20 protein-coding genes and 2 pseudogenes are annotated in these 18,666 nt (G+C 71.0%); 11 read left to right on the top strand and 11 right to left on the bottom strand.

Annotation, left to right across the window (positions count from 1 at the left end; genetic code table 11):
* Window positions 1-11 precede the first annotated feature (11 nt).
* The 6 genes and pseudogenes from AB0O15_RS11615 to AB0O15_RS11590 form a co-directional block, all read left to right on the top strand.
* Window positions 12-1,031 carry an ABC transporter substrate-binding protein gene (locus tag AB0O15_RS11615; RefSeq protein ID WP_364317425.1) on the top strand — a complete coding sequence of 340 codons (1,020 nt, stop codon included), beginning with the start codon at window positions 12-14 and terminating at the stop codon, window positions 1,029-1,031.
* Complete coding sequence (locus AB0O15_RS11610; RefSeq protein ID WP_364317423.1) at window positions 1,018-1,794, top strand: ABC transporter ATP-binding protein; 777 nt, start codon at window positions 1,018-1,020, stop codon at window positions 1,792-1,794. The genes AB0O15_RS11615 and AB0O15_RS11610 overlap by 14 nt, the downstream gene beginning before the upstream one ends.
* Window positions 1,791-2,633 carry a TauD/TfdA family dioxygenase gene (locus tag AB0O15_RS11605; RefSeq protein WP_364317422.1) on the top strand — a complete coding sequence of 281 codons (843 nt, stop codon included), beginning with the start codon at window positions 1,791-1,793 and terminating at the stop codon, window positions 2,631-2,633. The genes AB0O15_RS11610 and AB0O15_RS11605 overlap by 4 nt, the downstream gene beginning before the upstream one ends.
* 9 nt (window positions 2,634-2,642) lie before the next feature.
* On the top strand, window positions 2,643-3,314 hold the full coding sequence (locus AB0O15_RS11600; RefSeq protein WP_364317420.1) for a pentapeptide repeat-containing protein: 672 nt from the start codon (window positions 2,643-2,645) through the stop codon (window positions 3,312-3,314).
* A gap of 209 nt (window positions 3,315-3,523) precedes the next feature.
* Complete coding sequence (locus AB0O15_RS11595) at window positions 3,524-4,675, top strand: LLM class flavin-dependent oxidoreductase (RefSeq protein ID WP_364317419.1); 1,152 nt, start codon at window positions 3,524-3,526, stop codon at window positions 4,673-4,675.
* Window positions 4,672-4,905, top strand: a pseudogene (locus AB0O15_RS11590) (MBL fold metallo-hydrolase); the annotation flags it as partial. The gene AB0O15_RS11595 and the pseudogene AB0O15_RS11590, both read left to right, overlap by 4 nt.
* 312 nt (window positions 4,906-5,217) lie before the next feature.
* Here the strand turns inward: AB0O15_RS11590 and AB0O15_RS11585 are convergent.
* Complete coding sequence (locus tag AB0O15_RS11585) at window positions 5,218-5,817, bottom strand: TetR/AcrR family transcriptional regulator (protein ID WP_364317417.1); 600 nt, start codon at window positions 5,815-5,817, stop codon at window positions 5,218-5,220.
* Window positions 5,818-5,894: 77 nt separating this feature from the next.
* Between AB0O15_RS11585 and AB0O15_RS11580 the strand changes: the two genes are divergently transcribed.
* The 4 genes from AB0O15_RS11580 to AB0O15_RS11565 all read left to right on the top strand — a co-directional run bounded on the left by AB0O15_RS11580 (window position 5,895) and on the right by AB0O15_RS11565 (window position 7,490).
* On the top strand, window positions 5,895-6,836 hold the full coding sequence (locus AB0O15_RS11580) for an alpha/beta hydrolase (protein WP_364317415.1): 942 nt from the start codon (window positions 5,895-5,897) through the stop codon (window positions 6,834-6,836).
* An 87-nt stretch (window positions 6,837-6,923) separates the two neighbouring features.
* Entirely contained in the window at window positions 6,924-7,121 is a 198-nt protein-coding gene (locus AB0O15_RS11575) for a hypothetical protein (protein ID WP_364317413.1), read from the top strand.
* Window positions 7,118-7,300, top strand: a complete 183-nt coding sequence (locus AB0O15_RS11570; RefSeq protein ID WP_364317411.1) for a zinc-binding dehydrogenase — start codon at window positions 7,118-7,120, stop codon at window positions 7,298-7,300. The genes AB0O15_RS11575 and AB0O15_RS11570 overlap by 4 nt, the downstream gene beginning before the upstream one ends.
* A complete protein-coding gene (locus AB0O15_RS11565) occupies window positions 7,272-7,490 on the top strand; it encodes a zinc-binding dehydrogenase (protein WP_364318118.1) in 219 nt (72 codons plus the stop codon). The genes AB0O15_RS11570 and AB0O15_RS11565 overlap by 29 nt, the downstream gene beginning before the upstream one ends.
* Before the next feature lie 243 nt (window positions 7,491-7,733).
* On the opposite strand, the pseudogene AB0O15_RS11560 reads toward AB0O15_RS11565, so the two are convergent.
* From AB0O15_RS11560 to AB0O15_RS11515, 10 genes and pseudogenes are all read right to left on the bottom strand, one after another.
* A pseudogene (locus tag AB0O15_RS11560) lies at window positions 7,734-8,144 on the bottom strand (helix-turn-helix domain-containing protein); the annotation flags it as partial.
* Window positions 8,145-8,246: 102 nt separating this feature from the next.
* Window positions 8,247-9,725, bottom strand: a complete 1,479-nt coding sequence (locus AB0O15_RS11555) for a cytochrome P450 (protein ID WP_364317409.1) — start codon at window positions 9,723-9,725, stop codon at window positions 8,247-8,249.
* Window positions 9,726-10,026: 301 nt separating this feature from the next.
* The gene (locus tag AB0O15_RS11550) at window positions 10,027-11,250 is read right to left on the bottom strand and encodes an ABC transporter permease (RefSeq protein WP_364317408.1); all 1,224 of its coding nucleotides are present in this window, start codon (window positions 11,248-11,250) and stop codon (window positions 10,027-10,029) included.
* Window positions 11,247-11,984, bottom strand: a complete 738-nt coding sequence (locus AB0O15_RS11545) for an ABC transporter ATP-binding protein (protein WP_364317407.1) — start codon at window positions 11,982-11,984, stop codon at window positions 11,247-11,249. Before AB0O15_RS11545 ends, AB0O15_RS11550 begins: the two co-directional genes overlap by 4 nt.
* Window positions 11,981-13,234 (bottom strand): efflux RND transporter periplasmic adaptor subunit, encoded by a 1,254-nt coding sequence (locus AB0O15_RS11540; RefSeq protein WP_364317405.1) that lies wholly within the window; start codon window positions 13,232-13,234, stop codon window positions 11,981-11,983. Before AB0O15_RS11540 ends, AB0O15_RS11545 begins: the two co-directional genes overlap by 4 nt.
* Window positions 13,231-13,833 (bottom strand): hypothetical protein, encoded by a 603-nt coding sequence (locus AB0O15_RS11535; RefSeq protein WP_364317404.1) that lies wholly within the window; start codon window positions 13,831-13,833, stop codon window positions 13,231-13,233. The genes AB0O15_RS11540 and AB0O15_RS11535 overlap by 4 nt, the downstream gene beginning before the upstream one ends.
* Window positions 13,834-13,868: 35 nt before the next feature.
* The gene (locus AB0O15_RS11530; protein WP_364317402.1) at window positions 13,869-15,698 is read right to left on the bottom strand and encodes a HAMP domain-containing sensor histidine kinase; all 1,830 of its coding nucleotides are present in this window, start codon (window positions 15,696-15,698) and stop codon (window positions 13,869-13,871) included.
* Entirely contained in the window at window positions 15,688-16,383 is a 696-nt protein-coding gene (locus tag AB0O15_RS11525; RefSeq protein WP_364317401.1) for a response regulator transcription factor, read from the bottom strand. The genes AB0O15_RS11530 and AB0O15_RS11525 overlap by 11 nt, the downstream gene beginning before the upstream one ends.
* Before the next feature lie 86 nt (window positions 16,384-16,469).
* Window positions 16,470-17,414 carry an NADP-dependent oxidoreductase gene (locus AB0O15_RS11520; RefSeq protein ID WP_364317399.1) on the bottom strand — a complete coding sequence of 315 codons (945 nt, stop codon included), beginning with the start codon at window positions 17,412-17,414 and terminating at the stop codon, window positions 16,470-16,472.
* 37 nt (window positions 17,415-17,451) lie between these two features.
* Window positions 17,452-18,066, bottom strand: a complete 615-nt coding sequence (locus AB0O15_RS11515; RefSeq protein ID WP_364317398.1) for a TetR/AcrR family transcriptional regulator — start codon at window positions 18,064-18,066, stop codon at window positions 17,452-17,454.
* A 208-nt stretch (window positions 18,067-18,274) separates the two neighbouring features.
* On the opposite strand from AB0O15_RS11515, the gene AB0O15_RS11510 reads away from it, so the two are divergent.
* Window positions 18,275-18,646 (top strand): VOC family protein, encoded by a 372-nt coding sequence (locus AB0O15_RS11510; protein ID WP_364317397.1) that lies wholly within the window; start codon window positions 18,275-18,277, stop codon window positions 18,644-18,646.
* Window positions 18,647-18,666 lie beyond the last annotated feature (20 nt).

Below are 18,666 nucleotides of genomic sequence, written 5' to 3'. Positions count from 1 at the left end.
CGGAACCTCCCGTGCGTAAAGCCCTCGCTCTTCTGACGGTCCTGTTCCTGGCCGCCTGCGGCAACGGCGCCGCCAGTGGCGGCCCGGCCGCCGACGCGAAGACCATCCGGATCGCCTACCAGGCCTTCCCCAGCGGTGACCTGGTCGTGAAGAACCAGGGGCTGCTCGAGAAGGCACTGCCCGACTACAAGATCACCTGGACCAAGTTCGACTCCGGGGCCAGCATCAACACGGCGTTCGTGGCCGGCAGCGTGGACATCGCCGCGATCGGGTCCAGCCCGGTCGCCCGCGGGCTGTCCGCCCCGTTGAACATCCCGTACCAGGTGGCCTTCGTCCTCGACGTTGCGGGCGACAACGAGGCGCTGGTCGCCCGCAACGGCAGCGGCGTCACCGACGTCGCCGGGCTGCGCGGCAAGAAGGTGGCCACGCCGTTCGCCTCGACCTCGCACTACAGCCTGCTCGCCGCGCTCGACCAGGCCGGGGTCAAGGAGTCCGAGCTCACGATCGTCGACCTGGAGCCGCAGGACATCCTGGCCGCCTGGACCCGGGGCGACATCGACGCGGCGTACTCGTGGCTGCCGTCCCTGGACGAGCTCAAGAAGACCGGCAAGGTGCTGATCAGCAGCCGCCAGCTCGCCACCGCGGGCAAGCCGACGCTCGACCTGGGCGTGGTGTCGACCGCGTTCATCCAGGCCCACCCGGAGGCGGTGGACGCGTGGCGCAAGGCCGAGGCCCAGGCGCTGAACCTGATCGGGAGCGACCCGGCGGCCGCGTCGAAGTCGATCGGGGCCGAGCTCAACCTCAGCCCCGAGGAGGCGCAGAAGCAGCTCAGCCAGGGCGTCTACCTCAAGCCGGCCGACCTGGCGAGCGCCGAGTGGCTGGGCACCGACGCCAAGGTCGGCAAGCTGGCCGACAACCTGGTCAGCGCGGCCCAGTTCCTCAAGGACCAGCAGAAGATCGACGCGGTGCCGACGCTCGAAACCGTCCAGAAGGCCGTGTACGTGAAGGGGCTGCCCGATGTCCTCGGCTGACCCGGCCGTCGCGATCACCGGCGTCGAGCACTCCTACGGCGACGTCACCGCGGTCGGCCCGGTCGACCTGACCGTGCCCGAGGGCGAGTTCCTGGTCCTGGTCGGGGCGTCGGGCTGCGGCAAGAGCACGCTGCTGCGGCTGATCGCCGGCTTCGAGCAGCCGACCCGGGGAACCGTGGTGACCGCCGGGAAGCCGCCGGTGCCCGGGCGCGGGGCCGGGATCGTGTTCCAGCAGCCGCGGCTGTTCCCCTGGAAGACCGTGGGCGGCAACGTGGCCCTGGCGTTGCGCTACGCCGGCCTCTCCTCCGGGAGTTCCCAGGTCGACGAGCTGTTGACCAGGGTCGGCCTGCACGACGTGGCCCACCGGCGGGTCTGGGAGATCTCCGGCGGGCAGCAGCAGCGGGTGGCGATCGCCCGGGCCATCGCGGTGGAGAACCCGCTGCTGCTGCTTGACGAGCCGTTCGCGGCGCTGGACGCGCTCACCCGCGAGCGTCTCCAGGAAGATCTGCGCAACGTCAGCGGGGCCACCGGCCGGACGTCCGTCTTCGTCACCCACAGCGTGGACGAGGCGGTGTTCCTGGGCAGCCGGGTCGTGGTGCTCAGCGCCCGGCCCGGCCGGGTCGTCCTCGACCTGCCGATCGAGCTGCCCCGCAGCGGGGTCGCCCCGGACGAACTGCGCGGCCTGCCGGCCTATGCCGCCCTGCGATCCGAGATCGGCCACGCCGTGCGTGCCGCCGCCCGTCTGGAAGGAACCTCGGTATGAGCGACCTCGAACCGCTGAGCCCGCACTTCGGTGCGATCGTCCACGGGCTCGACCTGCTGACCGCGTCCGACGACGACGTCAAGGCGCTGCGGGCCGCCCTGGTCGACCGCAAGGTGCTGTTCCTGCGCGACCAGAAGCTGGACGACGACGCCCAGGTCGACCTGGGCCGTCGGATCGGCGAGCTGACCGCCTCGCACCCGGTGGTCGGCGGCGTCGACGCGGCCCACCCCGAGGTGTACGCCCTGGACAGCACCGACAACGGCTTCGCCGACGTGTGGCACACCGACGTCACGTTCATGAAGCGTCCGCCGCTCGGCTCGATCCTGCGCTCGGTGATCCTCCCGCCGACCGGCGGCGACACCAACTGGGCCGACGCCCAGCTGGCCTACGACTCGCTGGCCGCGCCCGTGCGGCGGCTGGCCGATCAGCTCACCGCCGTGCACGACGGCACCCGCGAGTTCGGCTACTACCTGGCCCAGCGCCGCGGCGGCCAGGGCAACGAGTGGGACGGCGAGATCGTCACCAAGCTCGACCCGGTCGAACATCCGGTGGTGCGGGTGCATCCCGAGACCGGCCGCAAGGGCATCTTCGTCAACCCGGGCTTCACGTCGCACATCGTCGGTGTGTCCGAGTTCGAGAGCCGCGCCATCCTCGACCTGCTCTACGCCCACCTGACCAAGCCCGAGCACATCGTCCGGCACCGCTGGCGCCTCGGCGACGTGGCCCTGTGGGACAACCGCAGCACGTCCCACTACGCCAACCGCGACTACGGCACCGAGCGCCGGGTCATGCACCGGATCACCCTCCGCGGCGACATCCCGAAGGGTCCCACCGGCTAACCTGGCGGCGTGAATCGCCGTACCCCACGCCCGGGGCCGCCGAAACGGCCCCAGGCGCCCGCCGATCTCCGGCTCGCCGAGGGCGTCCAGCTCGATCTCGCCGACGAGCAGACGGTCAAGCAGGTCGCCTACGACGAGAGCGACCTCTCCGGCGTGCGGGCCGAGGGGGTCGAGTTCCTCCAGTGCCGGTTCCGCAAGGCGCGCCTCGCCGGGTCGGAGCTCGACCGGTTGCGGATGGCCGACTGCTTGGTCGAGACGTCCGACCTGTCGAACCTGCGGGCGAAACGCAGCGCGATGGAGCGGGTGCGGGTGACCGGCGCCCGACTGACCGGGCTGGCCTGGAACGACGGCGTGGTCATCGACGCGACCTTCACCGACTGCAAGATCGACCTGGCCAACTGGCGGTTCACCCGCTTCGCCGCGGTGACCTTCGAGACGTGCAACCTGTCCAGGGCCGACTTCGGCCAGGCCGACCTGCGCGGCGCGACCTTCGTCGACTGTGACCTGTCGGGGGCCCAGTTCGACCAGGCGCGGATGGCGGGTTGCCGGTTCCGGCACTGTGAGCTGGACGGGGTCGGCGGCATCACGAGCTGGGCCGGCGCGATCGTGCACCCGGACGACCTGCCGGCGTTGTCCCGCGCTCTGGCCGGCGCGCTGGGCATCGCCATCTCAGCCGAGTGAGGCCAGGCAGCTGATCAGGCGGTCCACGCTCCTCGACCCGGTGCAGCCCGGCCAGCGCCGACCGGAACAGGCTGACCAGGGCGTTCTCGCCGCTGCGGTCGGCGCCGGCGAGGGCCCGGCAGGCGGCGGCCAGGGCGGCCGCGCCGATTCCGTAGGGTCAGCATGGACTAACCCTATCGAGTAGATAGGGATTGTGGGTAGGGTGAGGTATGGACTTCCACTGGTTTCTCCCGACCAACGGCGACAGCCGGGACATCGTCGGCGGCGGCCACGGCACGCCGGTCGGTTCGGCCGGCGGCGTCCGGCCGCTGACCGTCGGTTACCTCGGCCAGATCGCCCGCAGCGCCGAGCAGCTCGGCTTCACCGGGGCGCTCACGCCGACCGGGGCCTGGTGCGAGGACGCGTGGCTGGCCACGGCCATGCTGACCGAGGTCACCGAGCGCCTGAAGTTCCTGGTCGCCTTCCGCCCCGGACTGATCTCGCCGACCCTGGCCGCCCAGATGGCGTCCACCTTCCAGCGGCTGTCCGGCGGGCGGCTCCTGCTCAACGTGGTCACCGGGGGCGAGGCGGCCGAGCAGCGCTCGTACGGCGACTTCCTCAGCAAGGACGAGCGGTACGCCCGCACCGACGAGTTCCTCAGCATCATCCGGGCCCTGTGGCAGGGCCAGACCGTCACCCACGAGGGCAAACACCTGCACGTCGAGGGCGCCCGGCTCAGCCGCCTACCCGACCCGATCCCTTCCATCTACTTCGGCGGTTCCTCGGCGGCCGCCGGCCCGGTGGCCGTGAATCATGCGGGCGTTTATCTGACGTGGGGAGAACCACCGGCCCAGGTGGCCGAGAAGCTGGCCTGGATCCGCGGCCTCGGCGGCGACCACCTGCGCTTCGGCATCCGCCTGCACGTGATCACCCGGGACACCGCCGAGCAGGCCTGGGCCGAGGCCGACCGCCTGCTCCAGGGCATCTCGCCGGACGCGATCGCGGCGGTGCAGGCCGGGCTGCGCCGCAGCGAGTCGGTCGGGCAACAGCGCATGCTCGCCCTGCACGGCGGCTCCCGCGACGGCCTGCTGGTCTCGCCGAACCTGTGGGCCGGCGTCGGCCTGGTCCGCGGCGGCGCGGGAACCGCCCTGGTCGGCAGCCACACCGAGGTCGCCGACCGGATCGAGGAGTACGCGGCGCTCGGCATCGACGAGTTCATCCTCTCCGGCTACCCGCATCTCGAGGAGGCGTACTGGTTCGGCGAGGGTGTGCTCCCCGAACTGACCCGCCGCGGTCTCTGGCGCCATCCGGACAGAACCGAGACCCTGACGTCCGTGCCGTTCGCGGGCATCGCGCAGCCCGAACCCACGGCGGCCTCATGAACGTGACCGTGGTGGAGACCTCGTCCCTGGGCGACCGGACGTACCTGCTGCATCACGGTGACGTCGCGGTCGTGATCGACCCCCAGCGCGACATCGACCGGGTGCTCGCGGCCGCGGGCCGGCTGGGCGTACGCATCACCCACGTCGCCGAGACCCACCTGCACAACGACTACGTGTCCGGCGGTCTGGCCCTGGCCCGGGTCACCGGCGCGGCCTACCTGGTCGGCGCGGGCGCCAGCCTGCTGCTGCGCGCCGGCCACCACGTGGTCCACGTCGACGACCAGTGGGACAACGCCGTGGCGGCCGGCCTCACGTCATGAGCGAGTGGGGCGAGTCCGACTACCGAGGCTGCGGCCAGCTCTTCCTGGCCGCGGCCCTGATGCTCGTCAGTTGCTTCGGCGGTCTTCTGTGGCTGCTGATCCGCTGACTACGAGCCGGCCCGCGACCTGCTCGACCTTCCCGGACCGGTGCTCCACCACCTCGGCAACCACGACATGAGCGGCCCCGGCTCGCCGCCCTGGTCGCGGCCGCTCCTGGCGGAGTCAGCAGTCATCAGGCGGGGGCCAGATCGTCATGATCGACCGCGCGGTCGCCTCGAGCTCGTTCCGGTCGGCGCCGTCGCGGGACCGCATGGACATGCCCAGCACGGTGGTCCAGATCACCGCGGCCAGCGCATCCGGGTCCATGTCTCGTGGCAGTTCACCGGCGTCGGCCGCCGCGCGCATCTCGCGTCGCAGGCGTTCCTGCACCGATGACCGCAACTCGGCGAGCCGTGCGAGCAGCGTAGGTTCCCCGGTCGGCACCGCCATGGTGTTCACCATGCAGCCCTTCGGCAGTCCCGGCGTCGAGTAGAACCGCGCGATGCCCAGCAGCATCGCGGCGATCGCGTCCCGCCTGGCACCCGGCGCCTCGAGCGTCAGGTCGAGGAACCGGACGAAGCGGTCGTAGTAGAGGTCCAGAACCTCGAGAAACAGGGCGCGTTTGTCCCCGAATGCCGCGTACAGGCTCGGCGGTCTGATGCCCAGGCGGCGGGTCAGATCGGCGATCGAGGTCGACTCGAACCCCTGCTCCCAGAACGCCTGCAGCGCATCCTCGAGTGCGACGGTGCGGTCGAATCCACGTGGTCGCCCCAACGCTGCCATGCGCCGATTCTATAACACCGAATACAGATCTCTGGTAGCGTCCTTCTGTAGTCACCGCTACAGATCGGAGCACCTCCATGAAGCAGGCGCACATCGCGTCCAACGGCATCACGCTGAACGTCGTCGAGGAAGGCGAAGGCCCCGCAGTGCTGTTCGTGCACGGCTTCCCCGACGGTTGGCGGGGCTGGCGCCGGCAGATGTCAGCGGTCGCGGCCGCGGGTTACCGCGCGATATCGCTTGATACGCGAGGCTACGGCGGCACATCCAAGCCCGAGGATCCCGCGCTCTACACGGTCTTCTACCACGTCGGGGACCTCGTCGGCGTTCTCGCGGAACTCGGGATCGAGCGCGCCACCCTGGTCGGGCACGACTTCGGGGCGACGGTGAGCTGGAGCGCGGCGATGATGCGGCCGGATCTGTTCGACGCGGTCTTCTGTCTCAGCGTCCCGCCGGTGCTACCGGGTGGTCCCAGCATGCTCGAGCGGCTGAGGTCCGCTGGCAAGGAGGACGACTTCTACATGTTCAGGCAGATGCGGCCGGAGGCCGACAGGGAGTGGGCGGACGCCGCCACGACCCTGCCCGGCATGCTCTACTGGACATCGGGCCTGCCCGATGCTTCCGAGGCATGGGATCCGATGGACCCGAAGAAGAGCCTCAACCGGCCGTCGCCGATCGGCATTCCGCCCTTCGCCAACCGGGAGGACGTCGAGGCGGCGATCGCCGGCTTCGAACGCGACGGCTTCCACGGCCCGCTCAACATCTACCGCGCCATGCAGCCCTACTTCGACGAGGCAAAAGCCTTCGCCGGGGCGACAATCCAACAGCCCGCCTTCTTCGCGTTCGGCACAGCGGACGGCACAGTAAAGATGCGAGCGTTCAAGGAGGAGGATGTCGCCAGGACCGTGCCGAACCTCAAGGGGTTCCTGCCGATAGCGGGTGTGGGTCACTGGCCACAGCTCGAGGCGTCGGAGATCGTGAACGAGGCGCTGGTCGGCTTTCTCGGCAGCAGGAAAGCCTGAGGAGCATCGTTGAGGTGAGCCGGGGGCCTTGCGGGTAACCGGGTAAAGGTTCTTTGACGTCGACCGCACCTGAGCCGAGGAGGAGCAATGGCCGACAACACCATGCGGGCCGTCACCCAGCGCGAGTTCGGTGGACCCGAGGTGCTGACCGTGGAACGGGCGCCGCGGCCGGAGCCGTTGCCCACCGAGGTGCTGGTGCGCGTGACCGCGGCGGGGATCAACCCGGTCGACTGGAAGACGCGCGCCGGCACGAGTGGCTCGCGAGCCTCGGCGCCGACGAGATGATCGACTACCACGCCACCCGGTTCGAAGACGTGGCCGAGGATGTCGACGTCGTGCTCGATCTGGTGGGCGGGGAGACCGGCGTACGGTCGCTGCGAACTCTGCGGCCCGGGGGGCTCGTCATCGCCGTACCCCAGCGGGGTCTCGGCCGAGCTGGCGACGGCCGCGCAGCAGGCCGGTAAGCGCGCCACCGGCATCCTGGTCGAGCCCGACGGCGCGGCCCTGACCACCATCGCGCGCCTGATCGACGCGGGCGCGGTGGCCGCCGAGGTCGACGAGGTGTTCCCGCTGGCCGACGCGGCCGAGGCACACCGGCGCGGCGAGACCGGGCGCACCCGGGGCAAGCTGGTCCTCAGGGTCGCGGAGGACTGAGCGCGTTGATGTTCCGCTCGACCCGCCGGGTGCGCTGGAGATCGCCGAACCGCCGGGCGCCGACCACTTGTCGGCCGGCCGGTCGAGGACCGCGCGGCACCGGCGTCGGGAGCGCGGCCGAGGGGATGAGGAACCGCCGCAGGTCAGGCGCGGTCGGAGGCCTGCCGCGTGTCCGCGGCCGGGGCGGCCCAGTTGGCCAGCAGGTTCAGCGCGTCGCGGTCGGCCGATCCCGGTTCGGCGCTGTATGTCCAGCCGGCCGTTGCGTACGTAGGCCGGGGCCGCCGTCATCGAGTCGAGCAGGTGCTGCACGCCGGGCCGGATCCGCTGGGCCGGTCGGCGCCGGGCCTCCCGTGCCGTGCGGCCGGGACCGGCGTTGGCCAGCCGGGCCAGGTCGTACAGGTGCTCGCGTTCGGCCTCGTCCAGGCGCAGGGCCCGGGCCAGCGAGTCCAGCACGCTCTCGGAGACGCCGGCGAGGTTGCCGCGTTCGAGACGCGTGTAGTAGTCGACGCTGACCCCGGCGAGCATGGCGACTTCCTCGCGGCGCAGCCCGGCGACGCGACGGTTCCCGCCGTAGAACGGCAGCCCGGCCTGCTCCGGGGTGATCCGGGCGCGGCGGGTGGTGAGGAAGTCGCGGGTCTCGCTGCGGTGGTCCATGCGTTCGACGGTACGTCCGCGGACCTTGATGCTGGGAGGTTCTGTCCGTACCCCGCTCGGGCTCGCCGAGACCTACTCGCGTCCGGTGCCGAACCGCAGGCTCTACAACGGATTCCCGTCGGGGCTCGGGCCTGCGGCCGGCCCGGAAGGGAGCGGGCCCGCTGAGGCTGGTTCCCGCGGGGCCGGGCGCAGGCGGACACCCAGGTTGGTGGGCAACAGTGCGAACGTCTCGCGTTCACCCACCGGTCCGGCGGACGAGTCGGGCTCGATGGTGTACGCGTGGCAGGTCATCGCCACGATCAAGGTCGCCTCCAGGAGCCCGAGCTGGCGGCCCGGGCAGAAGCGGGGACCGCTGCCGAACGGCACATACGGCTGGGCGTTCGACTCTGCGTCGGGATTCGGGGCGAGCCACCGCTGCGGACGGAAGGCGCCGGGTTCAGGGTACCGGGCGGCGTCGGTGGCCGAGCCGTACGTCTGCAGCACGAAGATCGGGGTGCCGCGCTCGAGATGCAACCGGGTGTCGCCGTCGCCGACCGTGGTGTCGGCCAGCGGTTGCATGATGACGAACGGCGACGGCGGCCGCAGCCGAATCGCCTCATGCACCACCGCCTCGGCGAAGGGCAGGCGGGCCAGCATCGAGAAGTCGCCGGGGGCGCCGTCGGGTCCGAACACCGCGGCGGTTTCGGCGCGTACCCGCTGCTGCGCCTCGGGATGGGTAGCAAGGTAGTGAAGCGCCCACGCGGCGGCGGCCGCGGTGGGTTCCTCACCGGCCACGATCATGGTGAGCACGCTGCCCACCACGTCGTCCTCGCCGAGCGGGTCCTCGCCGTCGCCGTCGGCCTTGGCGAGGGCGGTGAGGTAGTCGTGGGGTTCACCGCCGGCCGCCATCAGGTCCCTGGCCTCGGCGTAGCGGTCCAGGATCAGGGCGCGGGCCTGGGCGATGGCCGCGTCGGCCCGGCGGTCGGCCGGCAGCCGTACGTACCGCCAGTACGGCACCGGGCTGTTCAACCGGCGCCGCAGTGTCTCGAACACCAGCGGCAGGCGCAGGTCGCCATCGGCTCCGCCGGAGGCGCCGAGGTCGTGATTCATGGTGACACCGACGGCCACCTCGAGCGTGTAGCGGGTCAGGTCCTCGAGGGCATCGATCCGTTCGCCGCGAGCGGCAGCGGCGCCCCACCGGTCCGTCAGCCGCCCGGCCGACCGCAGGATCGTCCCGAACGACTGCCGCAGGTAGCGGGTGGACAGGCCACGGGTGGCTACCCGGCGCAACCGTCGCCAGTCCTCGCCCTCGGCGCTGAACAGGCCGTAGCCGCCGAGCTCGTCGATCAGGTCGGACACGAACTGACCCCGGCGGAACATTTCCGGCCGGTCCCGCAGCACCGTCCGGATGATCGCCGGCGCGGACGTGACGACGGCCGTCACCCCGGGCAGGCGCATCCGGTACGTCGGGCCGTACCGCTCGTGCCATCGGTACAGCGCCCGGTGCGGCGTGCCGCCCCGGGCGAAACCGAGCAGGTTGCCCAGTCCAGGCAGGCCGCGCGGCCCGTCCAGGTCGACGACGGTCGATGGATCGGTGTGCATGCCGACAGTCAACAGTGGTCAGCCGGCCGTTGCCCGGACCGCCTGGACGATCGGGTATGAAGGTTCAACCGAAGTGTCCGGCTGTACACCCTCGCCGCTGAGCAGGGCCGGCGACACGGCGTTCCTGCTCACCGGCCGGCAAGGCGATGAGGGTCGTCCACATCGTGTCGCGGACGGTTAGCTCAGCCGCCCCGAGGGTGGGGCCGGGCACCGGGTGGCTGCCGTAGAGCCAGGCGGCCGTCACGGCGCGGGCGCGCACCACGTCGAGGTAGGTGCTGTTCTCGTTCCGGACGCACAGCGTCTAGGTCGTCGCGAGGGCTTGGGTGGGGGTGAGACGGGCCGCGTGGACTGCCGGGTAGACCCCGGCGACCGCGCCGACCACGAGCGCCCCGCCGAGGCCCGCCGCCATGGTGGGAAGCGGAACGACGATCGGCCACCCCTGGTAGAGGGCGTAGCCGGCCGTCGCCGCGGCACCCAGTAGCGTCCCGGCCACCCCGCCGAGCCCGGACAGGGCGACGGACTCGGTGAGGAACTGACCACGGATCTGTCCCCGGTTGGCGCCGAGGGCGCGGCGCAGGCCGATGTCACGGCGCCGCTCCAGGACCGAGACGATCATGGTGTTCGCGACTCCGACGCCGCCGACCAGCAGGGCGATCGCGGCCAGACCCAGCAGCAGCGAGGAGAACACCTGGTGGGTGGCGCGTTTGGCGGCCAGCGCGTCCGAGGGGCGGCTGACCTGGGCTCGGCCGGGCAACTGGGGGTTCAGCGTGGCGGGCAGCACGTCGCGTACGGCGTCGATCTCCGACTCTTGCGCGCGGACGTAGACGACGGTGGACCGGCCGTCGAAGGCGAGCTTCGCCCGCGCGGCGTCCCAGCCGACGAACGCGGCCCGATCCAGTTCGGGGGTCAGCGGCGTCGGGTTGAGGACGCCGATGACGGCGAACCAGTGACGTCCTATATAGACCAGCGGGGACGGCGCGCCGCGGTCGATGCGGGTGATGCCGAGCCGGGTCGCGGCGACCGAGCCGAGGACCACGGTGGGCTGCTTGTCCATGGCGGGGTCGAGGAACCGGCCGGAGCTCAGTCCGGCGTTGACGGCGTCGAGGAGATTGTCGGTGCTCGCGAGCACGGCGACGCCGGAATAGTCGGCGTCGCCGTTGCGGTCGTTGCGCGAGACGGTGCTGTGGGTGTTGGCGACGCCTGCGGCGGCTTCCACCGGCCTGATCCGGGCCGCCATGCTGACCGCTTCCGGGGGGAATGAGGCGTCCTCGGCATCGGCGGCGGTCGCACTCACCTCCAGCAGGTTCGGGCCCAGCCTTTCCAGCTCAGCATCGAGCGCGCGCTGGCTCGCGGCCGGAATTCCCGTGACGACGACCAGCGTGGCGATGCCGAGCGCGATGCCGAGCGCGGACAACACCGCGCGCATCGGGCGGGTACGGATGCCGAGCAGCCCGAGGCTCACCAGCTCCAGCGGGTGCAGCCGCACCGGCCGCACATCGACCGTCCGGTATGTCGTAGCGCTCATCTCGGCATCCTGACCGTTTCGTCGAGACTCGCGGCGCCGCCCCCGGTGAGCCGGCTGTCGGAGACGACCCGACCGTCGCGCAGTTCGATCCGGCGGGGCAGGCTCGCGGCGATGTCACGGTCGTGAGTGATGACGGCGATGGTGGTGCCCTCCTCGTTCAGCCGGCGCAGCAATGCCAGCACCGCCTGCCCGGTGACGGTGTCCAGGGCGCCCGTCGGTTCGTCGGCCAGGACGAGAGCGGGGCCGTTGGCGAGAGCCCGGGCGATCGCGACGCGCTGCCGTTCCCCGCCGGACAGTTCGTGGGGCCGATGTTCGACCCGGTGTCCGAGCCCGACCCGCTCCAGCGCCGCCACGGCGAGCCGGCGCCGCTCCCGCCGGGTGACGCCGGCGTAGATCAGGCCGGTGGCCACGTTCTCCGCGGCGGTGAGCCCGTCGGCGAGGTGGAACTGCTGGAAGATGAAGCCGAGCCACCGGCTGCGTACGGCGGAGAGCTGCCGGTCGGACAGGGCGGTGACGTCGCGACCACCGAGCTCCACCCGGCCGCTGGTCGGCCGGTCGAGGGTGCCCATGACGTTGAGCAGGGTCGACTTCCCGGAGCCGGACGGGCCGACGATCGCGATGAGTTCGCCGGGCCGGATCGTGACCGAGACCCCGTCGAGCGCGCGGACGCCACCGGAGTACGCCATGATCGCGTCGGAGACGACGAGGACCGGATCGGCCAGGCCGGTCGTCATGATGCGGTCACCACGGTCATGCCTTCGCGCACGCCGGCCCCGCTGACCTCGACGTCGCCGCCGGCGAACAGGCCCGTCCGGACGGCGATGAGCCGGCCGTCCGGCAGTTGCAGGCAGTAGCCGCCCTCGTGGAGCGCCAGTAGCGCGCCGACGGGGACGGTGAGCACGCCCTTGCGAACCTCGGCCGTGAATCCGACCTGGATGCTGCTGCCGTCGGCGGCTTTCACCGCGTTCGGGTCGTCCGCGGTGACGGTCACGGTCACCTTCGCGTCGGAGCCCTGATCGGCGCCGTCCTCCGGGGGCGGTGGCTGGGTCACCGTGCGTACCGTGCCGCGAGCCGACCTACTGTCCGAGGTGGTCAGATTGACCTTCTGGCCGGCCTTGACGCCGGCGGCGGCGGCCGGGTCCATCGACACGTTGATCACGCGCTCGGTGGAGGCGAGGGTGAGCAGGCTGCCGCTGGCCGGGTCGCCGACGCGGGCCGTCACGGCGGCGACGCGGACCTTGCGGGGCTCGACGACCACGTCGGCCGGCCCCACCGTTCCGGTCGCGGGCAGGCCCACATCCAGCTGCCACCGCTTCACGGCCTGCACCAGGGCCAACGTCAACTCGGCGGCGCCTTTCCGGAGGACCACGGCTGCCCCGGGGCCGCCCCGAGATCCGGACGCGTCACTCGACTTCGCCGGCGGCCCACCCTGGCCGCTGCCCTTGGACCCGGCGGCGTCCTTGCTGCCCTGGTCGATAGCATCGGCGGAGCCGTCCGCCGAGGTCGCAGGGTCACCGGCCGGCGGGTGCAGCGTGGTGCCGACCTCCGGCTGGTGGCCCGTACGGTAGCCGAGGGCCGACAGATTGTCCCGGAGAACCTTGACGTCCGCGCCCACCAGGCCGACCTGGTCCAGGGAGCGGAACAGCGGGGTCGAGCCGTACAGGAGGATGACCGGCCGGTCACCGACCCGGAGCAGCTGCTGGCCTCGGCCGATGGTGGCGCCCACCGGGGGCAGCCCGGTGACCCGGCCGTCGCTCAGGTCTTTCACCACGTGCGGCGCCGCATAGCCGACCGTGCCGTGCTGTCCGACGCTCGTCGACAGGTCGGCCTTGGTCACCTTGGTGGTGGCGGCCGCGACGACGGCCACCGGCCCGGACGATGAGTGGTGTCGTCCCCGCCACCCCACGACCACCGCGGCCGATGCCACCAGCACTGTCGCGGTGGCCGCCGCCACGATCAGGCGGCGGCCGCGTCGATGGCTCATTTGGCGAAGGCCTTCATTTCGCACTGCTTGTAGGTGTTGTCGAAGGCCTGGTCCGTGGTCTTTCCGTCGGCGGGGCTGACCGTCAGATTGATCTCACCACCGTCCAGATTCTCCACCGTCACCTTCATCCCGGCATCGCGCAGGCAGTCGGCCCAGGCCTTCATGCCGTCCGCGTAGTGCGGATTCCGCTTCGGGTCTTCCTCCGGCGGCCCGAGCGGCTCCTTGTCGGCGCATTTCTTCTTCGGCTCGGCGAAACGTGGGTCCGGTTTGTGATCCCGGGTGGAAGAGTCCGGAAGGATGTCGCCGGGCTGCCAGCCCGGCTCGTCCTTGGCCTTCGTCGCCTCGTACATCGGCGCTCCGGCATCTTTCAAGCAGTGATACCAGACCTGGTTTATCCGCCACCGCTCGGCGTCGCTCGTGTCAAGCCGTAGCTGCGGGCGACCACCGGCCGCATCCGCCGCGGCCGACGTCTGGACCGTCGGACTTCCGCTGGCGAGAGTGGCCACCGACGTGTCGGCGGTCTTGTCCTTGCCGCAGCCGCCCACGGCCAACGCAACGGCGACCGAGAACGCGGCGCCCAGGAGCAGGTGTTTTCGCATGCCGGGCACTGTGCTCGACCGATGTCAAGATCGGGTTAACGCCCGCCCTCGACGTCGCGGGCGGCGGCCGGCGGGTAGGGCAGAGACAGAACGAAGCGGCTGCCCTGGCCCGGTGTGCTCGTCACGCTGACCTGTCCGCCGTGCAGCCGGGCGATCTGCTGCACGATCGCCAGGCCCAGCCCGCTGCCGCCGGTGTCCCGGCTGCGCGAGGAGTCCGCCCGCCAGAACCGGTCGAAGACATGAGGCAGGTCGTCCGCGGCGATGCCGGTTCCGGTGTCGGCCACCTCCAGCGACAACCAGTCACCAGTCACGGCGCCCCGAAGGGTGACAATTCCCCCGGCTGGGGTGTGCCGCAGCGCGTTGGACAGCAGATTGCCCAGTGCCTGCCGCAGCCGCACCGGGTCGACGGGAAGCAGCGGGCTCCCCACCACCCGCACGCGCAGCGTGACGCCGGCCGCCCCGGCGATTCCCTCGTGAGCCGTCACCACCTGGTCGAGAAGTGCGGCGACCGGCACCGGCTCGGGCCGCAACATCAGCTCACCCGCATCCCCGGCGGCCAGGTCGCGAAGGTCCTCGATGATGTGCTGGAGTTGTCGGGTCTCGTTCAGCAGGGCGGAGGCGAGCGCCGGATCGGACAGCGGATTGGCGAGCCCGTCCTCGATCGCCTCCAGCCAGCCGCGAATGTTGGTCACCGGGGTGCGCAGTTCGTGGGCGACATCTCGAACCACGGCCTGCCGCTGCTCGTCGGCTCGACGCCGCCGCTGCGACAGCTCGTTGAACGCCCCGGCGAGGATGCCGATCTCGTCCTTCCTTCGAACCGCGACGGCGGGAGCGTCGCCGTTCGGGCTGCTCGCCGCGGCGGTCAGTGCGCGCAGCGGCCGCACCAGCCGTGCGGCGAGGAGCATCGTCACGGCGATGGAAACGGCCAGCACGGCCGCGGTCACCTCGGCGATCCGTTCCACATTGCCTCGTGACAGCCGAAATGAGCTGGTGCTGTGGCCGTCGGGATCGGTCACGAACAAGAGAGCCGGGGGAGCGACGTACGGTCGCAGCTGTTCACGCCGGGCCAACGCGACACAGGTCTGGGCAGCGCCGTCGACAGAGCTGCGGCGGTCGCCGGCCTCCCAGGTGAAGTCGAGATAAACCCTGACCGTCTCGGTCACCCCGTGCTCGCCGAGGCACCGGTTGACCATGGTCTGCAGCGCTTCCAGGGCCTTGGTCTCCGTCGGCGTCACGGGGATCGAGTTGTCGTCGGCCCGACATCGGCTGGCGAGATCGGCTTGGAACGGCGACGGATCGGCCCAGGCCGCGACCACGCGGCCGTTCGGCTCGTTGTTCAGCGGCGGAGGGTCGGATCCTCGGGCACCGATACAGGCCTGCACGTCCAGCGCGCGTTTGCGGGTCACCTCCTTCTCCGCGTCGGTCAAGGCGAAGGGGCCGACGGCGCGGGAGTCGATACCGGAGCGGCCGGGATCCAGGGTGGGATCCGTCTGCAGCGGGTCGAGCCGGACCGAAGGCTCGGCGGGCAGGATGCTCTCGCCCGTACCGGAGCGAAGGAGGACCTTGCGGCGCAGGTCGGTCACCGTCAGTTGCCGACCGGAACGCCCGGCCAGCTCCGCGACCAGATTCTCGGCCCCGTTCCAGGTGTGATTCGTCGCCGCGTAGTACATCAGCGAGTCGTAGATCGTGGCGCCGTCCCCCAGCGCCCGGCCCTGCGCCTGCTGGATGGCTGTCGTGGTCCGGCCGACCGCCAACCAGGTGGCCGCCACGATCGACCCGATGGAGATCAACACCGAGATGGCCACCAGACGGACGAACAGGCTGTGCCGCCACGACATCCGCGCCGGCGCCGTCCTAGCCGGCACTGTCCCGCTCTCGCAACTTGTATCCCACTCCGATCACCGTCAGGAGATGCACCGGGCGATCGGACCTCGGCTCGATCTTCTTGCGCAGATTCCGTACATGTACGTCGATGGTGCGGGTGGTGCTCTCCCGTTCCGCGCCGCTCGTCCGATTCAGAAGCTCCTGCCGGGTGAACACGCGCCCCGGCCGGCCGGCCAGCGCCGCCAGAATCTCGAATTCCGCCCCGGTGCAGGTGACGGGTTGCCCGTCCATCCACACCTCCCGGCGGCCCAGGTCCAGCCGGAGCGGGCCGGCCGTCAGCACCGCGTCCGGCTCGCTCGCGGGTCGTGCCCGGCGTAGCAGCGTGCGGACCCGGGCGGTCAGTTCCCGAGCGCTGTACGGCTTGGTCATGTAGTCGTCGGCACCCATGTCGAGCCCGCGCAGCAGGTCGGCCTCCGCCGACCGGGCCGTCAGCATCAGCACCAGGACCGCGGACTCCCGGCGCAGCATCTGACACGCCGACATGCCGTCCAGGCCGGGCATCATCACATCCAGCACGATCAGATCGGGATGGTGCTGGCGGGCGGCGTCGACCGCCGCCCAGCCGTCCCGGGCCAGCATCGTGGTGTGACCGTCGTGCTCCAGGTAACGGCGCACCAGCTCGGCCTGCATCGGATGGTCTTCGGCGATGAGGACGTGAGCGCACACGGCGACAGGGTAGCTCGGGCCCGCACTCGGTCTCGCCGATGTCCGGCCGGTCGCCGATTTCCGAAAATTGGCCCTGAACGATCAGGTCATGGCCGTTGACACTCGACCCCAGCGTCCTCGCCAGTCAGCCCGCCTGCCGCGTCTTGAGGGTGCAGCACGATGCGCCCGTGGAGTTTGCGGTCGGCCAAGGCACGGTAGGCGTCTTGAACGGCGGTGAGCGGGTAGGCGGCGGCGATGGGGATGTGCAGGTCGCCGGCGGCGGCGAGGGCGGCCAGGTCGGCCAGGGCCGGGTTGCCGCCGGCATCGGTCGTGCCGAGGGCTTTGACGCCTTTCTCCTTCGCTCCCCGATAGTCGACGACGGTGTCGATGCGATCCTTCGGAACGCCGAGGTCGAGGGCGAGGTCGAGGTAGCCGCCACCGACGGCGTCGATGAACGCATCCACTCGGTCGGCGGCGGTGCGGATCCGCTCGTGTTCGCCGTCGCCGTACCGGACGGGTTCGATGCCATGGCGCCGGAGCAGGTCGAAATGCGCGGCGCTGGTCAGGCCGATGACCGTCGCCCCGGCACGAACCGCGAGCTGGGCGGCGGTGAATCCGACTCCACCTGACGCACCCGAGATCACCACGGTCTCGCCCGGCCGGGGTTCCACCGCCCGGATGGCGCCGAGGCCGGCCATGGGTGTGGTGGCGAGCGAACCGGCCACGTCCCAGGGCAGAGCGGCCGGCTTGCTGATGAGCTGGGTCACGGGGATGGCGACGAGCTGAGCGTGGGCGTCCCAGCTCTGAAGCCTCCCGAGGACGGCGTCACCGGCGGCGAAGCCGTGCACGTCGGCGCCGGCCGCGACGATCACTCCGGCGAGATCGCGGCCCGGTGTGTACGAGCTGCCGTGCAGCGCCGGCAGCGCCCCGGGGTTGAGCGCGCCGGCCTCGACCCGCACGACCACCTCGCCCGGGCCGGGCACGGGTTCGGGTAGGCCGGCGAGGTAGATGCCGTCGATGCCCGCAAAACGGTCATAGCGTACTACCTTCATACTTCTCCTCTGGTGTGAGTGGTTCCTCGCCTCGGGCTCAGGTATTGCGCATCAGCGGGAGGAGGATGTCGTCGACCAGATGCGCGACGAAGGCAGCGTCGCAGGGCTTGCCCGCTACGACGATGCGGTGCAGGATCACCGCCGGGGCGACCTCGGCGAACAGCGCTGCCGCCCCGGGCGCCAGTGGTTCGGCCGCTTGCCGAAGAAGCCCGTCAGTCATCGCGGTCTCGTCCCGCCGCAGGATCTGCCGCATCTCCTGGGCGAGCCGCGCGTCGTTGCGCATGCCGGCGAACAAGGCCCCGAGCAGACCGACCTCCTGTTCGGCGATGCTCCGCGCGAGCCACTTCACCAGGGAAAGAAGGTCCTCCCGCAGACTCTTGCCTGCGGGCTGGGCCGGTGTGGCGGGCGAGCGGTGCCGCACCGCGGCGGCGACCAGTGCCGCCTTGTCGCGGTACCGGCGGTAGATCGTCGTCTTGGCCACCTCGGAGCGCCCGGCCACCGCCTCCATCGATAGCTGCTCGTACCCCGCCTCCGTCAGAAGGGACAGCGTCGCGTCGAGGATGGCCTGGTCACGTCGGGAATCCCGAGGCCGGCCCATCGCCGGGTACCGAATCATGTCGCTGCTTTCCGGGGCTTGCGCCGCGTCCGCCATGCCGACCCACTTCCGCTACGCTACCGTTGCGTATCGAAAGTAGCTCAGATTCGGACCACCTTCAACCCGAACCTGTAAGGACGGGCCCCTGCGACCGCCGACGCCGGCCCAGTCGCTTTTTCGAGGCCTTCACACAGTCGGCCGAGTCGAGGCGTCGAGCGGATGGGTCGCACGCGCAACGTCGGACGTCTCCCGCAGACTGACGGGCATGACCGTGTCACTGCACCACATCGTCATCGACGCGATTGATCTGCCGGCTCAGGCTCGGTTCTGGTCGCGTGTGCTCGACTGGCCGATCCTCTCCGAGCGCGAGCGCGAAGTTGTCATCGGGCCCGAGGAGAACGCGCCGGTCGGAATCTGCTTCATGCCGACGGACGGCCCCAAGGTGGTGAAGAACCGCCTCCACCTCGACCTTGCGCCCGGCCCGGACGGCCGGGACGCCGAGGTTGACCGGATCGTCGGGCTGGGCGCGCGCCGGGTCGAGATCGGGCAGACCGGTGACGAGTCCTGGGTGGTGCTCGCCGACCCCGAAGGCAACGAGTTCTGCGTTCTCCGGCCTAAGAAGACCCTGATCACCTGAGAGGTCGGCGGGGACCGGGC

Origin of the sequence: Actinoplanes sp. NPDC089786, assembly GCF_040684855.1 — a bacterium.
Lineage (GTDB): Bacteria > Actinomycetota > Actinomycetes > Mycobacteriales > Micromonosporaceae > Actinoplanes.
This window is presented reverse-complemented; position numbering and strand designations above follow the sequence as displayed.

What these genes read in the sequence shown, in the direction of transcription:
- AB0O15_RS11610 (WP_364317423.1), top strand. Translation starts at nt 1,018, where the DNA reads ATGTCCTCGGCTGACCCGGCCGTCGCGATCACCGGCGTCGAGCACTCC.
- AB0O15_RS11605 (WP_364317422.1), top strand. Translation starts at nt 1,791, where the DNA reads ATGAGCGACCTCGAACCGCTGAGCCCGCACTTCGGTGCGATCGTCCAC.
- AB0O15_RS11595 (WP_364317419.1), top strand. Translation starts at nt 3,524, where the DNA reads ATGGACTTCCACTGGTTTCTCCCGACCAACGGCGACAGCCGGGACATC.
- AB0O15_RS11585 (WP_364317417.1), bottom strand. Translation starts at nt 5,817, where the DNA reads ATGGCAGCGTTGGGGCGACCACGTGGATTCGACCGCACCGTCGCACTC.
- AB0O15_RS11580 (WP_364317415.1), top strand. Translation starts at nt 5,895, where the DNA reads ATGAAGCAGGCGCACATCGCGTCCAACGGCATCACGCTGAACGTCGTC.
- AB0O15_RS11575 (WP_364317413.1), top strand. Translation starts at nt 6,924, where the DNA reads ATGGCCGACAACACCATGCGGGCCGTCACCCAGCGCGAGTTCGGTGGA.
- AB0O15_RS11570 (WP_364317411.1), top strand. Translation starts at nt 7,118, where the DNA reads ATGATCGACTACCACGCCACCCGGTTCGAAGACGTGGCCGAGGATGTC.
- AB0O15_RS11555 (WP_364317409.1), bottom strand. Translation starts at nt 9,725, where the DNA reads ATGCACACCGATCCATCGACCGTCGTCGACCTGGACGGGCCGCGCGGC.
- AB0O15_RS11550 (WP_364317408.1), bottom strand. Translation starts at nt 11,250, where the DNA reads ATGAGCGCTACGACATACCGGACGGTCGATGTGCGGCCGGTGCGGCTG.
- AB0O15_RS11545 (WP_364317407.1), bottom strand. Translation starts at nt 11,984, where the DNA reads ATGACGACCGGCCTGGCCGATCCGGTCCTCGTCGTCTCCGACGCGATC.
- AB0O15_RS11540 (WP_364317405.1), bottom strand. Translation starts at nt 13,234, where the DNA reads ATGAGCCATCGACGCGGCCGCCGCCTGATCGTGGCGGCGGCCACCGCG.
- AB0O15_RS11535 (WP_364317404.1), bottom strand. Translation starts at nt 13,833, where the DNA reads ATGCGAAAACACCTGCTCCTGGGCGCCGCGTTCTCGGTCGCCGTTGCG.
- AB0O15_RS11520 (WP_364317399.1), bottom strand. Translation starts at nt 17,414, where the DNA reads ATGAAGGTAGTACGCTATGACCGTTTTGCGGGCATCGACGGCATCTAC.
- AB0O15_RS11515 (WP_364317398.1), bottom strand. Translation starts at nt 18,066, where the DNA reads ATGGCGGACGCGGCGCAAGCCCCGGAAAGCAGCGACATGATTCGGTAC.
- AB0O15_RS11510 (WP_364317397.1), top strand. Translation starts at nt 18,275, where the DNA reads ATGACCGTGTCACTGCACCACATCGTCATCGACGCGATTGATCTGCCG.